Origin of the sequence: Pseudomonas sp. NPDC087690 (genome assembly GCF_044743175.1) — a bacterium.
GTDB lineage: Bacteria > Pseudomonadota > Gammaproteobacteria > Pseudomonadales > Pseudomonadaceae > Aquipseudomonas.
Map to the genome: position 1 here is coordinate 28,943 of NZ_JBIUVX010000014.1, position 17,825 is coordinate 46,767.

The 17,825-nt window shown below is 59.6% G+C and carries 15 protein-coding genes; 11 read left to right on the top strand and 4 right to left on the bottom strand.

Features of this window, described 5'->3' with window-relative positions:
- Positions 1–27 precede the first annotated feature (27 nt).
- The 3 genes from ACIPIZ_RS15825 to gap form a co-directional block, all read right to left on the bottom strand.
- On the bottom strand, positions 28–993 hold the full coding sequence (locus tag ACIPIZ_RS15825) for a FecR domain-containing protein (RefSeq protein WP_253482137.1): 966 nt from the start codon (positions 991–993) through the stop codon (positions 28–30).
- Positions 994–1,122: 129 nt separating this feature from the next.
- Complete coding sequence (locus ACIPIZ_RS15830; protein WP_064391734.1) at positions 1,123–1,650, bottom strand: RNA polymerase sigma factor; 528 nt, start codon at positions 1,648–1,650, stop codon at positions 1,123–1,125.
- 218 nt (positions 1,651–1,868) lie between these two features.
- A complete protein-coding gene (gene gap, locus ACIPIZ_RS15835; RefSeq protein ID WP_064391732.1) occupies positions 1,869–2,870 on the bottom strand; it encodes a type I glyceraldehyde-3-phosphate dehydrogenase in 1,002 nt (333 codons plus the stop codon).
- Between the two features lie 220 nt (positions 2,871–3,090).
- Between gap and edd the strand changes: the two genes are divergently transcribed.
- The 11 genes from edd to ACIPIZ_RS15890 all read left to right on the top strand — a co-directional run bounded on the left by edd (position 3,091) and on the right by ACIPIZ_RS15890 (position 16,788).
- Positions 3,091–4,917, top strand: a complete 1,827-nt coding sequence (gene edd / locus ACIPIZ_RS15840; protein ID WP_401166012.1) for a phosphogluconate dehydratase — start codon at positions 3,091–3,093, stop codon at positions 4,915–4,917.
- On the top strand, positions 4,914–5,873 hold the full coding sequence (locus ACIPIZ_RS15845; protein WP_401166014.1) for a glucokinase: 960 nt from the start codon (positions 4,914–4,916) through the stop codon (positions 5,871–5,873). The genes edd and ACIPIZ_RS15845 overlap by 4 nt, the downstream gene beginning before the upstream one ends.
- Positions 5,874–6,052: 179 nt before the next feature.
- Positions 6,053–6,784 carry a response regulator gene (locus ACIPIZ_RS15850; RefSeq protein WP_064391728.1) on the top strand — a complete coding sequence of 244 codons (732 nt, stop codon included), beginning with the start codon at positions 6,053–6,055 and terminating at the stop codon, positions 6,782–6,784.
- Complete coding sequence (locus ACIPIZ_RS15855) at positions 6,774–8,243, top strand: ATP-binding protein (protein WP_007917878.1); 1,470 nt, start codon at positions 6,774–6,776, stop codon at positions 8,241–8,243. The genes ACIPIZ_RS15850 and ACIPIZ_RS15855 overlap by 11 nt, the downstream gene beginning before the upstream one ends.
- 294 nt (positions 8,244–8,537) lie before the next feature.
- Positions 8,538–9,797: an AGE family epimerase/isomerase gene (locus tag ACIPIZ_RS15860; protein WP_401166016.1), complete on the top strand. Its 1,260-nt coding sequence runs from the start codon at positions 8,538–8,540 to the stop codon at positions 9,795–9,797.
- A gap of 118 nt (positions 9,798–9,915) precedes the next feature.
- Positions 9,916–11,217, top strand: coding sequence for an ABC transporter substrate-binding protein (locus tag ACIPIZ_RS15865; protein ID WP_064391723.1), 1,302 nt, complete (start codon positions 9,916–9,918; stop codon positions 11,215–11,217).
- 150 nt (positions 11,218–11,367) lie between these two features.
- Positions 11,368–12,276 carry a carbohydrate ABC transporter permease gene (locus ACIPIZ_RS15870; protein ID WP_007917874.1) on the top strand — a complete coding sequence of 303 codons (909 nt, stop codon included), beginning with the start codon at positions 11,368–11,370 and terminating at the stop codon, positions 12,274–12,276.
- The gene (locus tag ACIPIZ_RS15875; RefSeq protein ID WP_064391721.1) at positions 12,269–13,114 is read left to right on the top strand and encodes a carbohydrate ABC transporter permease; all 846 of its coding nucleotides are present in this window, start codon (positions 12,269–12,271) and stop codon (positions 13,112–13,114) included. The genes ACIPIZ_RS15870 and ACIPIZ_RS15875 overlap by 8 nt, the downstream gene beginning before the upstream one ends.
- Positions 13,115–13,116: 2 nt before the next feature.
- Positions 13,117–14,277: an ABC transporter ATP-binding protein gene (locus ACIPIZ_RS15880; protein WP_401166018.1), complete on the top strand. Its 1,161-nt coding sequence runs from the start codon at positions 13,117–13,119 to the stop codon at positions 14,275–14,277.
- Positions 14,278–14,470: 193 nt separating this feature from the next.
- Positions 14,471–15,820, top strand: coding sequence for a carbohydrate porin (locus tag ACIPIZ_RS15885; protein ID WP_064391717.1), 1,350 nt, complete (start codon positions 14,471–14,473; stop codon positions 15,818–15,820).
- Between the two features lie 113 nt (positions 15,821–15,933).
- Positions 15,934–16,788: a D-hexose-6-phosphate mutarotase gene (locus tag ACIPIZ_RS15890; RefSeq protein WP_401166020.1), complete on the top strand. Its 855-nt coding sequence runs from the start codon at positions 15,934–15,936 to the stop codon at positions 16,786–16,788.
- 122 nt (positions 16,789–16,910) lie between these two features.
- Here the strand turns inward: ACIPIZ_RS15890 and ACIPIZ_RS15895 are convergent, their stop codons facing one another.
- Entirely contained in the window at positions 16,911–17,771 is an 861-nt protein-coding gene (locus ACIPIZ_RS15895; protein WP_171057240.1) for a MurR/RpiR family transcriptional regulator, read from the bottom strand.
- Between the last annotated feature and the right edge of the window lie 54 nt (positions 17,772–17,825).

The window sequence follows — 17,825 nt, forward strand, 5'->3', positions numbered from 1 at the left end:
TGGCTATCGAGTAAAAATAATTCTCATTTAGTTCAGGATGACCACGGCGGGGAATTCTTTCAGTTGCGCCGAGGTGATGTGAGCGAGGGAGCGAACCACGTCGAGCGGCTGATCCAGACGGTAATTGCCGGTCACGGCGACGTCGGCCAATTGCTCGTTGGTGTTGATGATCCAGCCTGGATAGTAGCGGCGCAATTCGGCCAGCACCTGATTCAACGGGCAGTTCTCGAACACCAGTCGGCCCTGGACCCATGCCAGGTCCGTGTTGGCGTCGAGTTTGGCTGGGCGGTCGAAGCCGTTGGGGCCGATGCGAATGCTTTCGCCGGCAGTCAGGCGCACACGAGCATCGTTATGCGTGGCGCGCAAATCGACGTCGCCACGCTGCACATTGACCTGCGCGACACCATCGAGATAGCGCACGGCGAACGCGGTATCGCGCACGCTGGCAGTGACCGGCCCGGCATCGATTTCCAGCGGTTGACTGCGGCCGCTGGCGATTTCGAAAAACGCCTCGCCTTGAAACAATCGGGCAACGCGCTGCTGATCATTGATGGTGCTGGAGAATGCCGAATTGGTATTGAGCAGAACTTTCGAGCCGTCCTCCAGTTGCAGACGCTGGCGCTCGCCGACGACGGTCAGATGATCGGCTTGAATCCGCATCGGCAAGTTACTGAAACTGAACAAACCGAGGATCAGCACCGCAGCAGTGGCCAGCGGTTTCCAGTGCGGACGCAGACGCTTGAGGACGGTGACTTTCGCAGGTTTCGCCGCCAGGCTTTGCGCGCACAAGGCGACTTGCGGGCCGTCCCAGATCGCCTGAGCCTTGGCAAACGCCTCGGCGTTCAACGGATCGGCCGCCAGCCAGGCATGGAACTGCCGGGTCTGCTCATCGTCCGGGCTGCCGAGCACGATGAGCCAGTCCAAAGCCTGGTCCATTGCGTTTGCAGCGTCCTGCACCGAATCCGGCGAAGGCGAGCGGTGGGTGTCCGTCACGGTGTTTCCTCGGGCTTCTGGCGAAGCAGTTTCTAGCGTCAAGCTGCAAGCTGCAAGCCAGATGCGTGTACTGCTTTTCGTTTTTACTTGGAGCTTGAAGCTTGAAGCTTGAAGCTTGAAGCTTGAAGCTTACAGCTTGCCGCTGCTGTCGTGTCGTTCAGCGACGCCGATGCAAATGCTCATGATCAGCTTAAGTTCTTTCTGCACGGTGCTGAGGGATACGTTCAGTTCATCAGCGATTTCCTGATAACTGTTCCCGTGCAAACGGCTGAGGATGAAAATCTGCTGCTGGCGGGGGCTGAGTTGACTGAGGCTCACGTTCAGGCGCTCCAGCATCTGTTCGGCGTGGGCGGCATCTTCGGCGCTGCTGGCAGGGGCGGCGATGCTGTGCACGACATCCTGCGGCACGTCATCAACCATGGTTCGCGAATGGATCTTGCGCGCGCGCAAATGATCCAGCGCCAGATTGCGCGCGGTCTGAAAGACAAAAGGTTCGAGGTGATCGATGGCCCGCTCGCTCAACGCCCGCGTCACGCGCAGGTAGGTCTCCTGCAGCAGGTCTTCAGCGGTGCTGTGATTGTTGACCATCCGTTCCAGCGTACGCAGCAGCGAGGTGCGCTGGGTGAGGAATACGTGGTTGAAGCGCGATTGACTCACGGGAGGACCTGATCGATTTCAAGCGAATGATAATGCTTATCATCTAGTCGAGTGGTCAAGTATTGTTTTGTGATCGACGCAGATAAATGTAGGAGCTGCCGAAGGCTGCGATCATTTGATGTTGATCTTAAAAACAAGATCAAAAGATCGCAGCCTTCGGCAGCTCCTACATGGATTTACGTTAGGCCATCAGGTGAGAGCACCCCGCCAATGTCGGATTACTCGGCGTTACACAACGCCAGGCAGTTATCCAGCATGCGATTCGAGAAACCCCACTCGTTGTCATACCAGGCCAGCACTTTCAGCAGTTTGCCGCTGGATTTGGTGTGGTTGGCGTCGAAGATCGACGACAGCGGGTTGTGGTTGAAGTCGCTGGAAACCAGCGGCAATGTGTTGTAACCCAAAATTTTCGAGTGCTGGCTCGCAGACTTCATCAGCGCGTTGACCTCTTCGGCGCTGGCTTCTTTTTTCAGCTGCACGGTCAAATCCACCAGCGACACATTGATCACCGGCACCCGCACGGCCATGCCGGTCAGTTTGCCCGCCAGTTCCGGCAGCACCAGGCCCACCGCTTCAGCGGCACCGGTCTTGCTCGGGATCATGTTCTGCGTGGCCGAACGCGCGCGGTACGGGTCGGTGTGATAGACGTCAGTCAGATTCTGGTCGTTGGTGTAGGCATGAATCGTGGTCATCAGACCGCTTTCAATGCCCAGCTCACGGTGCAGCACTTGCGCCACTGGCGCCAGGCAGTTGGTGGTGCACGAAGCGTTGGAGATGATCTGGTGCGACTGGCGCAGAATGTCGTGGTTAACACCATAGACAACAGTGGCGTCGGCACCTTTGGCCGGCGCTGAAATAATGACTTTGCGCGCGCCGGCAGTAATATGCGCGGCCGCTTTGGCGCGATCGGTAAAGAGACCGGTGCATTCGAACACCACATCAATCTTTTCCGCCGCCCATGGCAGTTCGGCCGGGTTGCGAATCGCGCTGACCGCAATGCGGTCGCCGTTGACGGTCAGACTTTCATTGTCATGTTCGACTTGCGCGTCAAACGTGCCGTGAACGGTGTCGTATTTGAGCAGATGAGCATTGATCGAGCTATCGCCCAGATCGTTGATGGCGACGATCTGCAAATCCTGTCGATAGCCTTGGGTATACAGTGCGCGCAGGACATTACGGCCGATGCGGCCAAAACCATTGATTGCGATTCGAAGAGTCATGGAACAGCGCCGCCGTCGTTTTGTTGTTGGAATTACAAGATTATTCGCATAAAAATAGAAAACAAGCCTTTTTAATGGCAATATTTTGTTTTATCTACAACGAGTGACCTGAATCAACTGGTCCGAATGGTCAAAAAAGCCGTCTGTCATTCCAACAACAACGGCGTTTGATCAGCATAGACAATCAGGTCGCCACATCCGTTAGCCTGGAGTTCTACACATGCATCCCCGCGTTCTTGAGGTCACCGAACGGCTTATCGCCCGCAGCCGCGCCACGCGTCAGGCTTACCTTGCACTGATTCGCGGCGCCGCCACTGACGGGCCGATGCGCGGCAAGCTGCAATGCGCCAACTTCGCCCATGGCGTGGCCGGTTGCGGCAGTGAAGACAAACACAGCCTGCGGATGATGAACTCGGCGAACATCGCCATTGTTTCTTCGTATAACGACATGCTCTCGGCGCACCAGCCGTACGAAGTGTTCCCGGAACAGATCAAGAACGCCCTGCGCGAAATCGGCTCGGTCGGCCAGTTCGCTGGCGGCACTCCGGCGATGTGCGACGGTGTGACCCAAGGCGAACCGGGCATGGAACTGAGCCTGCCGAGCCGCGAAGTGATCGCCATGTCCACCGCTGTGGCGCTGTCGCACAATATGTTCGACGGCGCGCTGATGCTCGGCATCTGCGACAAGATCGTCCCGGGCCTGATGATGGGTTCGCTGCGCTTCGGTCACCTGCCGACGATTTTCGTCCCGGGCGGGCCGATGGTCTCGGGGATTTCCAACAAGGAAAAAGCCGACGTGCGGCAGAAGTACGCCGAAGGCAAAGCCACCCGCGAAGAGCTGCTGGAATCGGAGATGAAGTCCTACCACAGCCCGGGCACCTGCACGTTCTACGGCACCGCCAACACCAACCAGTTGCTGATGGAAGTCATGGGCCTGCACTTGCCGGGCGCCTCTTTCGTCAATCCGAACACGCCGCTGCGTGACGCGCTGACCCGCGAAGCCGCGCATCAAGTCACGCGTCTGACCAAGCAGAACGGCAACTTCATGCCGATCGGCGAAATCGTCGACGAGAAGTCGCTGGTCAACTCGATCGTCGCGTTGCACGCCACCGGCGGTTCGACCAACCACACCCTGCACATGCCGGCCATCGCCATGGCCGCAGGTATTCAACTGACCTGGCAGGACATGGCCGACCTCTCCGAAGTCGTGCCAACCCTGAGCCACGTTTACCCGAACGGCAAAGCCGACATCAACCACTTCCAGGCAGCGGGCGGCATGTCGTTCCTGATCCGCGAACTGCTCGGCGCCGGCCTGCTGCACGAAGACGTCAACACCGTGCTCGGCCACGGCTTGAGCAAGTACACCAAAGAACCGTTCCTTGATAACGGCGAGCTGGTCTGGCGCGAAGGCCCGGTCGACAGCCTCGACGAAAACATCCTGCGCCCGGTCGCCCGTGCGTTCTCGACGGAGGGTGGTTTGCGGGTGATGGAAGGCAACCTCGGTCGCGGTGTGATGAAGGTGTCCGCTGTGGCGCTGGAAAACCAGATCGTCGAAGCACCGGCGATGGTGTTCCAGGATCAGCAGGACCTGGCCGATGCGTTCAAGGCCGGTCTGCTGGAAAAGGATTTCGTTGCGGTGATGCGCTTCCAGGGTCCGCGTTCCAACGGCATGCCGGAACTGCACAAGATGACGCCGTTCCTTGGCGTACTGCAGGATCGCGGCTTCAAAGTCGCGCTGGTGACAGACGGGCGCATGTCCGGCGCCTCGGGGAAAATCCCGGCGGCGATTCACGTCAGCCCGGAAGCTTATGTCGGTGGCGCTTTGGCACGCGTGCAAGAGGGCGATATCATCCGCGTCGATGGCGTCAAAGGCACTTTGGAACTTAAAGTCGACGCCGCAGAATTTGCAGCGCGCGAACCCGCCAAAGGCCTGTTGGGCAACAACATCGGCAGCGGTCGCGAACTGTTTGGCTTTATGCGTTTGGCCTTCAGCTCGGCGGAGCAGGGCGCCAGCGCCTTCACTTCTGCCCTGGAGACGCTTAATTGAAACTGGCTTTGGTCGGTGACATCGGAGGCACCAACGCACGGTTCGCGTTGTGGAAAAACCAGCAACTGGAAGCGGTTCAGGTGCTGGCTACGGCCGACCATGCCAGCCCGGAAGAGGCGATCAGCCTCTATCTGAGCGGGCTTGGCCTGGCGCTGGGTTCGATCGGTTCGGTGTGCCTGTCGGTGGCCGGCCCGGTCAGCGGCGATGAGTTCAAGTTCACCAATAACCACTGGCGGCTGAGCCGCACGGCGTTCTGCAAAACCTTGCAGGTCGAACAGTTGTTGCTGGTCAACGATTTCTCGGCGATGGCGCTGGGCATGACCCGTTTGCAGCCGGGCGAATTCCGCGTGGTCTGCGCGGGCACGCCGGAGCCGTTGCGCCCGGCGGTGGTGATCGGGCCGGGCACTGGTCTTGGCGTCGGCACCTTGCTCGATCTCGGTGAAGGTCGTTTCGCGGCGTTGCCGGGCGAGGGCGGTCACGTCGATCTGCCGTTAAGCAGCCCGCGTGAAACCCAGCTGTGGCAGCACATCCACAATGAGATCGGTCATGTCAGCGCCGAGACCGCGTTGAGCGGCGGCGGCTTGCCACGGGTTTACCGGGCGATTTGCGCAGTGGACGGCCATGAACCGACGCTGGATACGCCGGAAGCGATTACGGCAGCTGGTTTGGCCGGTGATCCGATTGCCCTGGAAGTGCTCGAGCAGTTCTGCTGCTGGCTCGGCCGCGTGGCCGGCAACAACGTGCTGACCACGGGCGGGCGTGGCGGGGTGTATATCGTTGGCGGGGTGATTCCACGCTTTGCCGATTTCTTCCTCGAAAGCGGTTTCGCCCGCAGCTTCGCCGACAAAGGTTGTATGAGCGATTATTTCAAAGGCATTCCGGTGTGGCTGGTGACAGCGCCGTATTCCGGGCTTGTCGGTGCCGGTGTGGCCCTGGACCAATCAATCCCGACCTGAAATGCAATCAAACTGTAGGAGTGAGCCTGCTCGCGATAGCGGTACGTCAGTCAACGAATGTGTTGAATGTAAGACCGCTATCGCGAGCAGGCTCACTCCTACAGTTGTTTTGTGGTGTTTGTAAAATCGATGCTTAAGGCATAATCCGCCCCAATTCCAACAACAAGGATGCCTTCGAAGTGAGCTCAGTCAACAAGTCGATATTGTTGGTCGATGACGACCAGGAAATACGCGAGTTGCTGGAAACCTACCTGACCCGCGCCGGGTTTCAGGTGCGGGCCACCGCCGACGGTGCCAGTTTTCGTCAGGCACTCAACGAGGCGCCGAGCGATCTGGTGATCCTCGATGTCATGCTGCCCGACGAAGACGGCTTCAGCTTGTGCCGTTGGGTGCGTCAGCATCCGCGTCAGGCGCAGGTGCCGATCATCATGCTCACCGCCAGTTCCGACGAAGCCGACCGCGTGATCGGCCTGGAGCTGGGCGCCGACGACTATCTCGGCAAACCCTTCAGCCCGCGCGAACTGCAAGCCCGGATCAAAGCCCTGCTGCGCCGCGCGCAATTCGGCCAGGAGCGCAGCGGCAGTGAAGTGCTGGCGTTCGATGAATGGCGGCTGGACATGGTCAGCCATCGGCTGTTCCACACCGACGGCGAGGAAGTGATTCTCTCCGGCGCCGACTTCGCCCTGCTGAAGCTGTTTCTTGATCACCCGCAGGAAATCCTCGACCGCGACACCATCGGCAACGCTACCCGGGGCCGTGACCTGATGCCGCTCGATCGCATCGTCGACATGGCCGTCAGCCGTTTGCGTCAGCGTCTGCGCGACACCGAGAAACCGCCACGACTGATCCGCACCGTGCGCGGCAGCGGCTACCAACTGGCAGCCAACGTGGTTGCCGGCAATGCTCACTGAGTCGCTGCGCAAGCTCGCCGCCAAGGTGCCGGTGCCGCGCTCGCTGCTCGGGCGGATGTTGCTGCTGACCTTGCTCGCCGTGCTGTTTGCGCAGACATTGTCCAGCGTGATCTGGGTCTCGCAACTGCGCGCCACCCAGCTCGAAGGTCTGGTCACCAGCGCCCGCAGTCTCGCCCATTCGATGACCGCCAGCGTCAGTTACTTCCGCTCTCTGCCGGTGGCTTATCGGCCGTTGGTGCTCGATCAATTGCGCAGCATGGGTGGTACCCGCTTCGTGGTGACCCTGAACGACAAACCATTGGGTATGGACGTGCTGCCGGTCACGCCGCGTAAAGCGGCGGTGATGAAAGCGGTCGACGAAGTGCTGCGGCAGACGTTGGGCCATGACACCGATATCTCGGTGACCTTTGTCAGCCCCGAAGACCTGCGGATCTTCAACGCCGGGCTGAAACTCGATGAATTGCCACGTTCCTGGGCGCATTACGCGCTGACTCTGGAACCGGTAAACCCACCCGTGCTGGTCACGCAGATTCAAATGGCCCCGGGTGAATGGTTGTACATCGCTTCGTTGTTGCCCGAGCCGTACACCAGCCTTGAAGAGCAAGGCCTACCCTCGCAACAGGTGTGGTTCATCGTTCTCACCAGCGGATTCCTGCTGCTGTTCATCGGTCTGCTGGTGCACTGGCAGAGCCGGCCGCTCAAGCGTCTGGCACGGGCTGCGCGGGATTTGTCGCTGGGCGCCGACGTCGAGCCGGTGGCCGAGGGCGGCGGCAGTGAGGTGGTCGAAGTGGGGCGTGCGTTCAACACCATGCGCGAACGCATCAGCCGTTACCTGACTGAACGCAGCCAGTTGTTCAGCGCGATCTCCCATGACCTGCGCACGCCTATTACCCGTTTGCGTTTGCGTGTCGAATTGCTCGAAGACGAAAAGCTGCAAGCCAAGTTCGGCCGTGATCTGGATGAGCTGGAACTGCTGGTCAAAGGTGCGCTGCAGTGTGTGAAAGACACCGACATCCACGAGAACATCGAACCGGTGGATCTCAACCATGTGCTGGATTGTCTGGTCGAACCGTACCTGGCGCCGAACGGCAACGGTCGCGTGACTCAGCATGGCCGCGCGTTGGCGGCGTATCCGGGCAAGCCTCTGGCGTTGAAGCGTTGTATCGGCAACCTGATCGACAACGCGTTGAAGTACGGGCAGAACGCACATTTGCACATCGATGATGATGACAGCGCGTTTGTCTTGCACGTTGATGATGAAGGGCCGGGCGTGCCGGAGCAACGGCTGGAGCAGGTGTTTGAGCCGCACTTCAGGTTGGCGGGGCAGCAGCAGGGTTATGGGCTGGGGTTGGGCATCGCGCGCAACATTGCCCACAGTCATGGTGGGGAAGTGACGTTGCAGAATTTGCGTGAGGGTGGGTTGCGGGTGACCCTGCAATTGCCGCGTTCGGCGGATTGAGTCAAAAGCTTTCCCTCACCCTAGCCCTCTCCCGGGGGGAGAGGGGACTGATCGGGGGATGCTGCAGAGATACGCCGACCTGGTAGTCCGGTAGCGAATCCATAATCGACTCGATGTGTCAGGTCGGCGGATAACTCAGCACCACTCGGTCGGCCCCCTCTACCTCCGGGAGAGGGCTGGGGTGAGGGTGGCTCTTTGTCACGGATCAGTGACAAACCCCGCCCCCTTCGTTACAAGCCCGCCCCGGTCCGTTGTTTAGACTCCCCGCAGTCATAACAACAAAAAAGGCCACCCATGGATCGCTTCCAACCCGGCTTCAGCAGTTGGCTGAACGCCCCTGCCCACCAGCAATGGCTCGCCGCCGAAGGCCTGCGCCTGCTGGATTTCGCCAAGGCAGCAAAACTCCCGCAAGGCTTCGGTAATCTCGACGAACGCGGCCGTCTGCCAGCGAACGCGCAAGCCGAAACCATGAACACCGCACGCATGACCCACAGCTTCGCCATGGCCCACATTCAGGGCCTGCCGGGTTTTGCCGAACTGGTCGATCACGGCATCGCCGCTCTGCGTGGGCCGTTGCGTGATGTTCTGCACGGCGGCTGGTTTGCGGTCGCCGAACACCGTGATGGCAATACCGGCAAGAATGCCTATTTGCATGCCTTTGTCGCTCTTGCGGCGAGCTCTGCCGTGGTCGCACAGCGTCCCGGCGCTCAAGCGCTGCTGGATGATGCGATCGACATCATCGACACGTATTTCTGGAGTGAAGAAGAGGGCGCCATGCGCGAATTCTTCAACCGTGACTGGAGCGAAGAAGAAGCCTATCGCGGCGCCAACAGCAACATGCACGCCACCGAAGCGTTCCTCGCACTGGCGGATGTCACCGAAGACCCACGCTGGCTGGTGCGCGCGCAGCGCATCGTCGAGCGGGTGATCCACGGTCATGCTGCCGCCAACGGTTACATGGTCATCGAACATTTCGACCGCGACTGGCAACCGCTGCGCGAATACAACCACGACAATCCCGCCGATGGTTTCCGCCCTTACGGCACCACACCGGGCCATGGTTTCGAGTGGGCGCGGCTGTTGCTGCACCTCGAAGCGGCGCGAGTCCAGGCTGGCATGCTCACCCCGGGTTGGCTGGCCAGCGACGCGCAGAAACTCTTCGAGCACAACTGTCGCAACGGCTGGAGCGTCGATGGCGCGCCGGGCATCGTCTACACCCTCGACTGGGACAACAAAGCCGTCGTCCGCCATCGTCTGCACTGGACGCACGCCGAGGCCAGCGCGGCTGCCAGTACCTTGCTCAAACGCACCGGTGATGCGCAATACGAAACCTGGTACCGACTGTTCTGGGAATTCTGTGAAGTGAATTTCATCGACCGTTGCGATGGCAGCTGGCACCACGAACTCAACCCGCAAAACATCCCGAGCGCCGATATCTGGCCGGGCAAACCCGATCTGTATCATGTCTGGCAAGCCGTGCTGATCCCTCGTCTACCCTTGTCACCCAGTATGGCGACTGCTTTAGCGCAGTTGTCTCAGGGTTCTCCTGTGTAACCATGTGGTGACATTCGCGCGTCCCTTCGTTACCTGCGAGGGGAAACGTCCTGTTTAAACTCCTGTGCAGCGCAAGCACCAGACTTGCATGCATAACAACAAGAAAGGTACATCTCAGATGAATGCGATTTCTCGCCTCGCTACTGTCATTTCTGTCGCCTCCCTGTTCCCGCTCGCAATTCTGCCTCTCAGTGTTTCCGCTGCCGAATCCAAAGGTTCGGTCGAAGTCGTGCACTGGTGGACGTCCGGTGGCGAAAAAGCCGCCGTTGATGTGCTCAAGGCGCAAGTCGAAAAAGACGGTTTCACCTGGAAAGACGGCGCTGTCGCCGGTGGTGGCGGTGCCACTGCCATGACCGTGCTGAAAAGCCGTGCAGTCGCCGGCAACCCGCCTGGCGTTGCTCAGATCAAAGGCCCGGACATCCAGGAATGGGCGTCGACCGGCCTGCTCGACACCGACGTGCTGAAAGACGTCGCCAAGTCGGAAAAGTGGGACAGCCTGCTCGACAAGAAAGTCTCCGATACCGTGAAGTACGACGGTGATTACGTGGCCGTACCGGTGAACATTCACCGTGTGAACTGGCTGTGGATCAACCCGGAAGTGTTCAAGAAAGCCGGCATCGAAAAAGCCCCGACCACCCTCGAAGAATTCTACGCCGCTGGCGACAAGCTCAAGGCTGCGGGTTTCATTCCGCTGGCCCACGGTGGTCAGCCTTGGCAGGACAGCACCGTGTTCGAAGCCGTGGTGCTCTCGGTCATGGGCGTTGATGGCTACAAGAAAGCCCTGGTCGATCTGGACAACGATGCGCTGACCGGTCCGCAGATGGTCAAGGCGCTGACCGAACTGAAAAAAGTCGCGACCTACATGGACGCCGACGGCAAAGGTCAGGACTGGAACCTGGAAGCGGCCAAAGTCATCAACGGCAAGGCCGGCATGCAGATCATGGGCGACTGGGCCAAGTCCGAATGGACTGCCGCGAAGAAAATCGCCGGCAAGGATTACCAGTGTGTCGCTTTCCCAGGCACCGACAAGGCGTTCACTTACAACATCGACTCCTTGGCTGTGTTCAAGCAGAAGGACGCAGGCACTGCGGCCGGTCAGCAGGACATCGCCAAGGTCGTGCTGGGTGAAAACTTCCAGAAAGTCTTCAGCATCAACAAAGGCTCGATCCCGGTTCGCAACGACATGTTGAACAACATGGACAAGCTCGGTTTCGACTCCTGCGCACAGACCGCTGCCAAGGACTTCCTGGCAGACGCCAAGTCCGGCGGCCTGCAACCAAGCATGGCGCACAACATGGCGACCACGCTGGCGGTGCAAGGCGCGTTCTTTGATGTCGTGACCAACTACATCAACGACCCGAAAGCCGACCCGGCCGACACCGCCAAGAAACTGGGCGCAGCGATCAAGTCCGCCAAGTAATGCTTGGCCCCTGTAGGAGTGAGCCTGCTCGCGATAGCAGTTTGTCAGGTAACAGATTCATCAGCTGACACACCGCAATCGCGAGCAGGCTCACTCCTACAAGGGGACAAGTTGCCCAAGTAGTCCTTTTCTTTCGTACTGGATTTCCCCATGAGTTCTGTTGCTGTGTTCAGCAAGGCCTCGCCGTTCGATGCATTGCAACGCTGGCTGCCAAAACTGGTGCTGGCGCCGAGCATGTTCATCGTGCTGGTGGGCTTCTATGGCTACATCCTGTGGACGTTCGTACTGTCGTTCACTACCTCGACGTTCCTGCCCAACTACAAGTGGGCCGGTCTGGCGCAATACGCACGGTTGTTCGACAACGATCGCTGGTGGGTCGCGAGCAAAAACCTCGCGGTGTTCGGCGGTATGTTCATCGGCATCACTCTGGTGATCGGCGTGTTGCTGGCGGTGTTCCTCGACCAGCGCATTCGTCGCGAAGGCTTTATCCGCACCATTTACCTGTACCCGATGGCGCTCTCGATGATCGTCACCGGTACCGCGTGGAAATGGCTGCTCAACCCGGGCATGGGCCTGGACAAATTGTTGCGTGACTGGGGCTGGGAAGGCTTCCGTCTCGACTGGCTGATCGACCCGGATCGCGTGGTTTACTGCCTGGTGATCGCCGCTGTGTGGCAAGCCTCGGGCTTCATCATGGCGATGTTCCTCGCCGGCCTGCGTGGCGTTGATCAATCGATCATCCGCGCCGCGCAGATCGATGGCGCGAGCATGCCGACGATCTACTGGAAAGTGGTGCTGCCAAGCCTGCGTCCGGTGTTCTTCAGTGCGGTGATGATCCTCGCGCACATCGCGATCAAGAGCTTCGACCTGGTCGCGGCGATGACCGCCGGTGGTCCGGGTTATTCCTCCGACCTGCCCGCGATGTTCATGTACTCCTTCACCTTCAGTCGCGGCCAGATGGGCATGGGCTCGGCCAGTGCGATTCTGATGCTCGGTGCGATCCTCGCGATCATCGTGCCTTACCTGTATTCCGAGCTGAGGACCAAGCGCAATGACTAGTCTCGCTGCCAAACCTGCTATCAGCCTGAGTCGCATCGCGATCTACGCAGTGCTGATCCTCGCTGTACTGCTTTATCTGGTACCGCTGGTGGTGATGTTGCTGACCAGCTTCAAGACCCCGGAAGACATCAGCAGCGGCAACCTGCTGAGCTGGCCGACCGTGGTCAGCGGCATCGGCTGGGTCAAGGCCTGGGCCACGGTTGACGGTTACTTCTGGAACTCGATCAAGATCACCGTTCCGGCCGTGATCATCTCCACCGCCATCGGCGCGTTGAACGGTTATGTGCTGTCGTTCTGGCGCTTCCGTGGTTCGCAGTTGTTCTTCGGTCTGCTGTTGTTCGGCTGCTTCCTGCCGTTCCAGACCGTGCTGCTGCCGGCCTCGTTCACCCTCGGCAAGATGGGCCTGGCGAGCACCACCACCGGCCTGGTGTTTATCCATGTGGTTTACGGTCTGGCGTTCACCACGCTGTTCTTCCGTAACTACTACGTGAGCATTCCGGATGCGCTGGTGAAAGCCGCACGTCTGGATGGCGCGGGGTTCTTCACGATTTTCCGGCGCATCATTCTGCCGATGTCGACGCCGATCATCATGGTCTGCCTGATCTGGCAGTTCACCCAGATCTGGAACGACTTCCTGTTCGGTGTGGTGTTCTCCAGCGGTGATTCGCAACCGATCACGGTGGCGCTGAACAACCTGGTCAACACCAGCACAGGCGCCAAGGAATACAACGTTGATATGGCAGCGGCGATGATCGCCGGCCTGCCGACCCTGCTGGTCTATGTGGTCGCAGGCAAGTATTTCGTGCGCGGGCTGACGGCCGGCGCAGTCAAGGGGTAATCATGGCAACGCTCGAACTTCGCAACGTAAACAAGACCTACGGTGCCGGCCTGCCGGACACCCTGAAGAACATCGAACTGTCGATCAAGGACGGTGAGTTCCTGATCCTCGTCGGCCCGTCGGGCTGCGGCAAATCGACGTTGATGAACTGCATCGCCGGCCTTGAAACCATCACCGGCGGCGCGATCATGATCGGCGATCAAGACGTCAGCGGCATGAGCCCGAAGGATCGCGACATCGCCATGGTGTTCCAGTCCTACGCGCTGTACCCGACCATGAGCGTGCGCGAGAACATTGAGTTCGGTCTGAAGATTCGCAAGATGCCTCAGGCGGCGATCGACGAAGAAGTCGCGCGCGTGGCCAAGCTGCTGCAGATCGAACACCTGCTCAATCGCAAACCGGGCCAGCTTTCCGGCGGTCAGCAACAGCGTGTGGCGATGGGGCGCGCACTGGCGCGTCGGCCGAAGATCTATCTGTTCGACGAACCGCTGTCCAACCTCGACGCCAAGCTGCGCGTCGAGATGCGTACCGAAATGAAGTTGATGCACCAGCGCCTGAAAACCACCACGGTCTACGTGACCCACGACCAGATCGAAGCGATGACTCTGGGCGACAAGGTTGCGGTGATGAAGGACGGCATCATTCAGCAGTTCGGCACGCCGAAAGACATCTACAACAACCCGGCCAACCTGTTCGTGGCGAGCTTCATCGGTTCGCCGCCGATGAACTTCATCCCGCTGCGTCTGCAACGCAAGGACGGTCGTTTGTTGGCGCTGCTCGACAGCGGCCAGGCCCGTTGTGAATTGCCGATGAGCATGCAGGACGCCGGTCTCGAAGATCGCGAAGTGATCCTCGGCCTGCGCCCGGAACAAATCGTGTTGGCGAACGGCGAGGGCAATGTTCTGCCGAGCATTCGTGCTGAAGTGCAGGTCACCGAGCCGACCGGTCCGGACACGCTGGTGTTCGTCAACCTCAATGAAACCAAGGTCTGCTGCCGTCTGGCGCCGGACGTGGCACCGCAGGTGGGCGAGAGCCTGACGCTGCAGTTCGATCCGTCGAAAGTGTTGTTGTTCGATGCCAACACCGGTGAGCGCCTCGGCACTGCCGGTCAACCGCAGACCGATGCGCGGTCTGCGAACGTGGCGCAATTCAAAGGCCGCTGAAGATCGATGTAGGAGTGAGCCTGCTCGCGATGACGGTGTATCAGTCGACAGAGATGTTGAATGTAAAACCGCTATCGCGAGCAGGCTCACTCCTACAAAAGGAGCACGCGGTGGATTGCCTGTAATCCATCGCAATTTATGTAAACCGCGTTAGATAAAAACAGTTAATAACAATAAAGACGAGGATGTAGGGATGAAAAAGAAACACGTCAATGCCCGGTTGATCTGCCAAATGTCAGCTGCGGCGGCCTTGGTGCTGGCCGGTAACGCCATGGCGGCGGACGCCTTCAGCTCCGACTCGAAATGGATGACCGGCGACTGGGGTGGCGAGCGTACCAAGCTGATCGAGCAGGGTATCGACATCAAGGCTGACTACGTTGGGGAAGTCGGTGGCAACCTGAACGGTGGCTACAACGACGACAAGACCGCGCGTTACGCTGACCAGTTCGGTCTGGGCGTGGCTCTCGATCTGCAAAAGCTGTGGGGCTGGGATAACACTCAGGCAAAAATCCAGCTGACCAACCGTAACGGCTACAACATCTCCAACGACCGCGTTGGCGATCCGCGTGCCGGCACCTTGAGTTCTTCGCAAGAAGTCTACGGTCGTGGCCACATGGTGCGTCTGACCCAGTTGTGGATTCAGCACCAGTTCTTCGACAACAAACTCGACGTCAAGGCCGGTTACTTCGGTGAAGGCGAAGACTTCAACACCTTCCCGTGCGACTTCCAGAACCTCGCGTTCTGCGGCTCCCAAGTGGGTAACTGGGCGACCAACATCTGGTACAACTGGCCAGTCAGCCAGGCCGCGATCCGTGTGAAGTACAACATCAACGACGAGCTCTACGCGCAAATCGGCGCGTACAACCAGAACCCGTCGCAGCTGGAACACGGCAACGGCTTCAAACTCAGCGGCAGCGGCACCAAAGGTACTGTGTTGCCGGTGGAGTTGGTCTGGTCGCCGAAGGTCAACAGCCTGCCGGGCGAATACCGCGTCGGTTACTACAAGAGCACGGCGGATGCCGACGACGTTCGCGAAGACGTCAATGGTTTCGACGCAGCCACCACTGGCGACGCTTACAAGTCCCACAGCAGCAAAAGCGGCTACTGGTTCGTGGCGCAACAGCAACTCACCAGCCACAACGGTGATGCCTCGCGCGGTCTGAACATCGCCGCCAACGCGACCTTCCACGACAAAGACACCAACTTCATCGATAACTACCAGTCGGTGATGTTCGTCTACAAGGGCCCGTTCGACGCGCGTCCGAAAGATGACGTCGGTATCGGTGCGGCGCGTATCCACGTCAACGACGACGTGAAGAAAAACGCCGAGTTGCTGAACGTTTCCAACGGTGTTTCGGATTACGACAACCCGGTGTTCTCGCCGATTCGTGAAACCGAATACAACTACGAGATCAACTACGGCTTCCACGTCACCAACTGGCTGACCGTACGTCCTAACCTGCAATACATCACTCACCCGGGTGGTGTGGATGAAGTGGACAACGCTTTGGTCGCTGGCCTGAAAATTCAGTCTACGTTCTAACGCGTCTGCGATAAGCTCCTCTCTATGTGCGCATATTTGCGGACAGCCAAGGCTGTCCGCTTTTTTTTGGGGCTGGCGCCGCCCGGTGAAAGTCGATTTCAGGATCGTGGCAAATGCATGAGCATCCGCTACAACGCTTCTTCAAATCCCTGCGTGAGCAACCGGTGTTCGCCTGGGAGCGCTATCAGATGCGCGACGTGTTGGTGATCGATCATCCGCTGTGTCAGGCGGTGTTCAGTCGTCAGGGTGCGCAGTTGCTGCACTTTCAGCCGCGCGGGCAAAAACCGTGGTTGTGGTGTGCTGCGAAGTGGCCGCATGTCGGCGCGATCCGTGGTGGTGTGCCGGTGTGCTGGCCGTGGTATGGCCGTCATCCGAGCGAAAACGCATGGCCGTCCCATGGCTGGGCAAGGTTGCTCGACTGGAAGTTGCTCGACAGCAGCAGCGCCGAAGACGGCGTGCGCCTGCACTGGCAATTGCAGTTGTGCGACTGGCAGGTTGACCTGCACGCACACCTTGGCGAACGCATGGAGTTACGCCTGAGCACTGAGCATCAGGACGACATGCCGTGCCAGTTGAGCCAGGCTTTGCACGCTTACTGGCGTATTGGCGATGTCGGTGAGATAGCGCTGTCTGGGCTCGAAGGGGCGCAGGGTTATGACCAGTTGAACCGCCAGGTTTGCCAGCAGGAAGGCGAGTTGCGGGTGGATGGCGGTTGCCAGCGGGTGTTCCAGCATGACGGCGAATTGCAGCTGAAAGATCACGCCTGGCAGCGTGAGTTGTGCATCGATACCGGGGACAGCGCCGACACGGTGGTGTGGCATCCGGGCGCGCGGCCGCTGTTGGGCGTGTCGTGGGATGAGATTTCCGAGTTTGTCTGCGTGGAAGCGGCGGCGGGTGGGACCGACAGTCTGCATCTGGCGCCGGGGGAGAAGGCGCATTTGAGTTTGCAGGCGTGGTCGGCGGCTTGATCGTTCCCACGCTCTGCGTGGGAATGCAGCCCGGGACGCTCTGCGTCCCTTTCGGAGCTGGAACGCGGAGCGTCCCTTGAGGCATTCCCACGCAGAGCGTGGGAACGATCAGCCGTCAGAGATCAGTTGAACTCGTCACCCACCGGATACCGGCTGGCATTCAAGCTCTCTTTGATCTTGCGCAAATGCGGCTGGAAATCCACCCCGCGACGCAAGGTCATCCCCGTCGCCAACACATCCAGCACCGTCAACTGAATGATCCGCGACGTCATCGGCATATAAATGTCGGTGTCTTCCGGCAACGGAATATTCAGGCTCAAGGTACTCGCCTTGGCCAGCGGCGAATTCTCCGCCGTCAGTCCCAGCACCGAAGCCCCGTTCTCGCGAGCGATACGCGCAACCTCGACCAGCTCACGGGTGCGGCCGGTGTAGGAAATGATCACGAACAGCTCACCGGTGTGCGCCACCGACGCAATCATCCGTTGCATCAGCACATCGGCATGCGCGGTGACCGCGAGGTTGAAGCGGAAGAACTTGTGCTGCGCATCCAGCGCCACCGGTGCCGAAGCGCCGAGGCCGAAGAAGTGGATCTGCCGCGCCTGAATCAACAGGTCGACGGCGCGGCTGATCAGGTTCGGATCGAGCGCCTGGCAAGCGCTGTCCAGCGACGCAATGGCGCTGCCGAAAATCTTCTGCGTGTACGCCTCGGGATTGTCATCAGCCTCGACCGCGCGGCTGACATACGCCGCGCCACTGGCCAGGCTCTGCGCCAGTTGCAGCTTGAGTTCCGGGTAGCCGCTGACACCGAACGAACGGCAGAAACGGTTGACCGTCGGTTCGCTCACCGAGGCTGCCTGGGCGAGGGCGGCGATGCTGAAGCGGGTGGCCTGCTGCGGGTTGAGCAGGATCACCTCGGCGACTTTGCGTTCGGCCTTGTTCAGGTCTTCAAGGCGACTCTGGATCTGTTCCAGTAAATTTCGCACGCGGTCCATATGGAATTCCTAATTCACCTGCGCAAAGGTGCGCCGGGCTATGCA

Excerpts from the sequence above, each read along its gene's own strand:
- gap (WP_064391732.1), bottom strand. The coding sequence starts at position 2,870 with ATGACTCTTCGAATCGCAATCAATGGTTTTGGCCGCATCGGCCGTAAT.
- edd (WP_401166012.1), top strand. The coding sequence starts at position 3,091 with ATGCATCCCCGCGTTCTTGAGGTCACCGAACGGCTTATCGCCCGCAGC.
- ACIPIZ_RS15855 (WP_007917878.1), top strand. The coding sequence starts at position 6,774 with ATGCTCACTGAGTCGCTGCGCAAGCTCGCCGCCAAGGTGCCGGTGCCG.
- ACIPIZ_RS15860 (WP_401166016.1), top strand. The coding sequence starts at position 8,538 with ATGGATCGCTTCCAACCCGGCTTCAGCAGTTGGCTGAACGCCCCTGCC.
- ACIPIZ_RS15865 (WP_064391723.1), top strand. The coding sequence starts at position 9,916 with ATGAATGCGATTTCTCGCCTCGCTACTGTCATTTCTGTCGCCTCCCTG.
- ACIPIZ_RS15870 (WP_007917874.1), top strand. The coding sequence starts at position 11,368 with ATGAGTTCTGTTGCTGTGTTCAGCAAGGCCTCGCCGTTCGATGCATTG.
- ACIPIZ_RS15875 (WP_064391721.1), top strand. The coding sequence starts at position 12,269 with ATGACTAGTCTCGCTGCCAAACCTGCTATCAGCCTGAGTCGCATCGCG.
- ACIPIZ_RS15880 (WP_401166018.1), top strand. The coding sequence starts at position 13,117 with ATGGCAACGCTCGAACTTCGCAACGTAAACAAGACCTACGGTGCCGGC.
- ACIPIZ_RS15885 (WP_064391717.1), top strand. The coding sequence starts at position 14,471 with ATGAAAAAGAAACACGTCAATGCCCGGTTGATCTGCCAAATGTCAGCT.
- ACIPIZ_RS15890 (WP_401166020.1), top strand. The coding sequence starts at position 15,934 with ATGCATGAGCATCCGCTACAACGCTTCTTCAAATCCCTGCGTGAGCAA.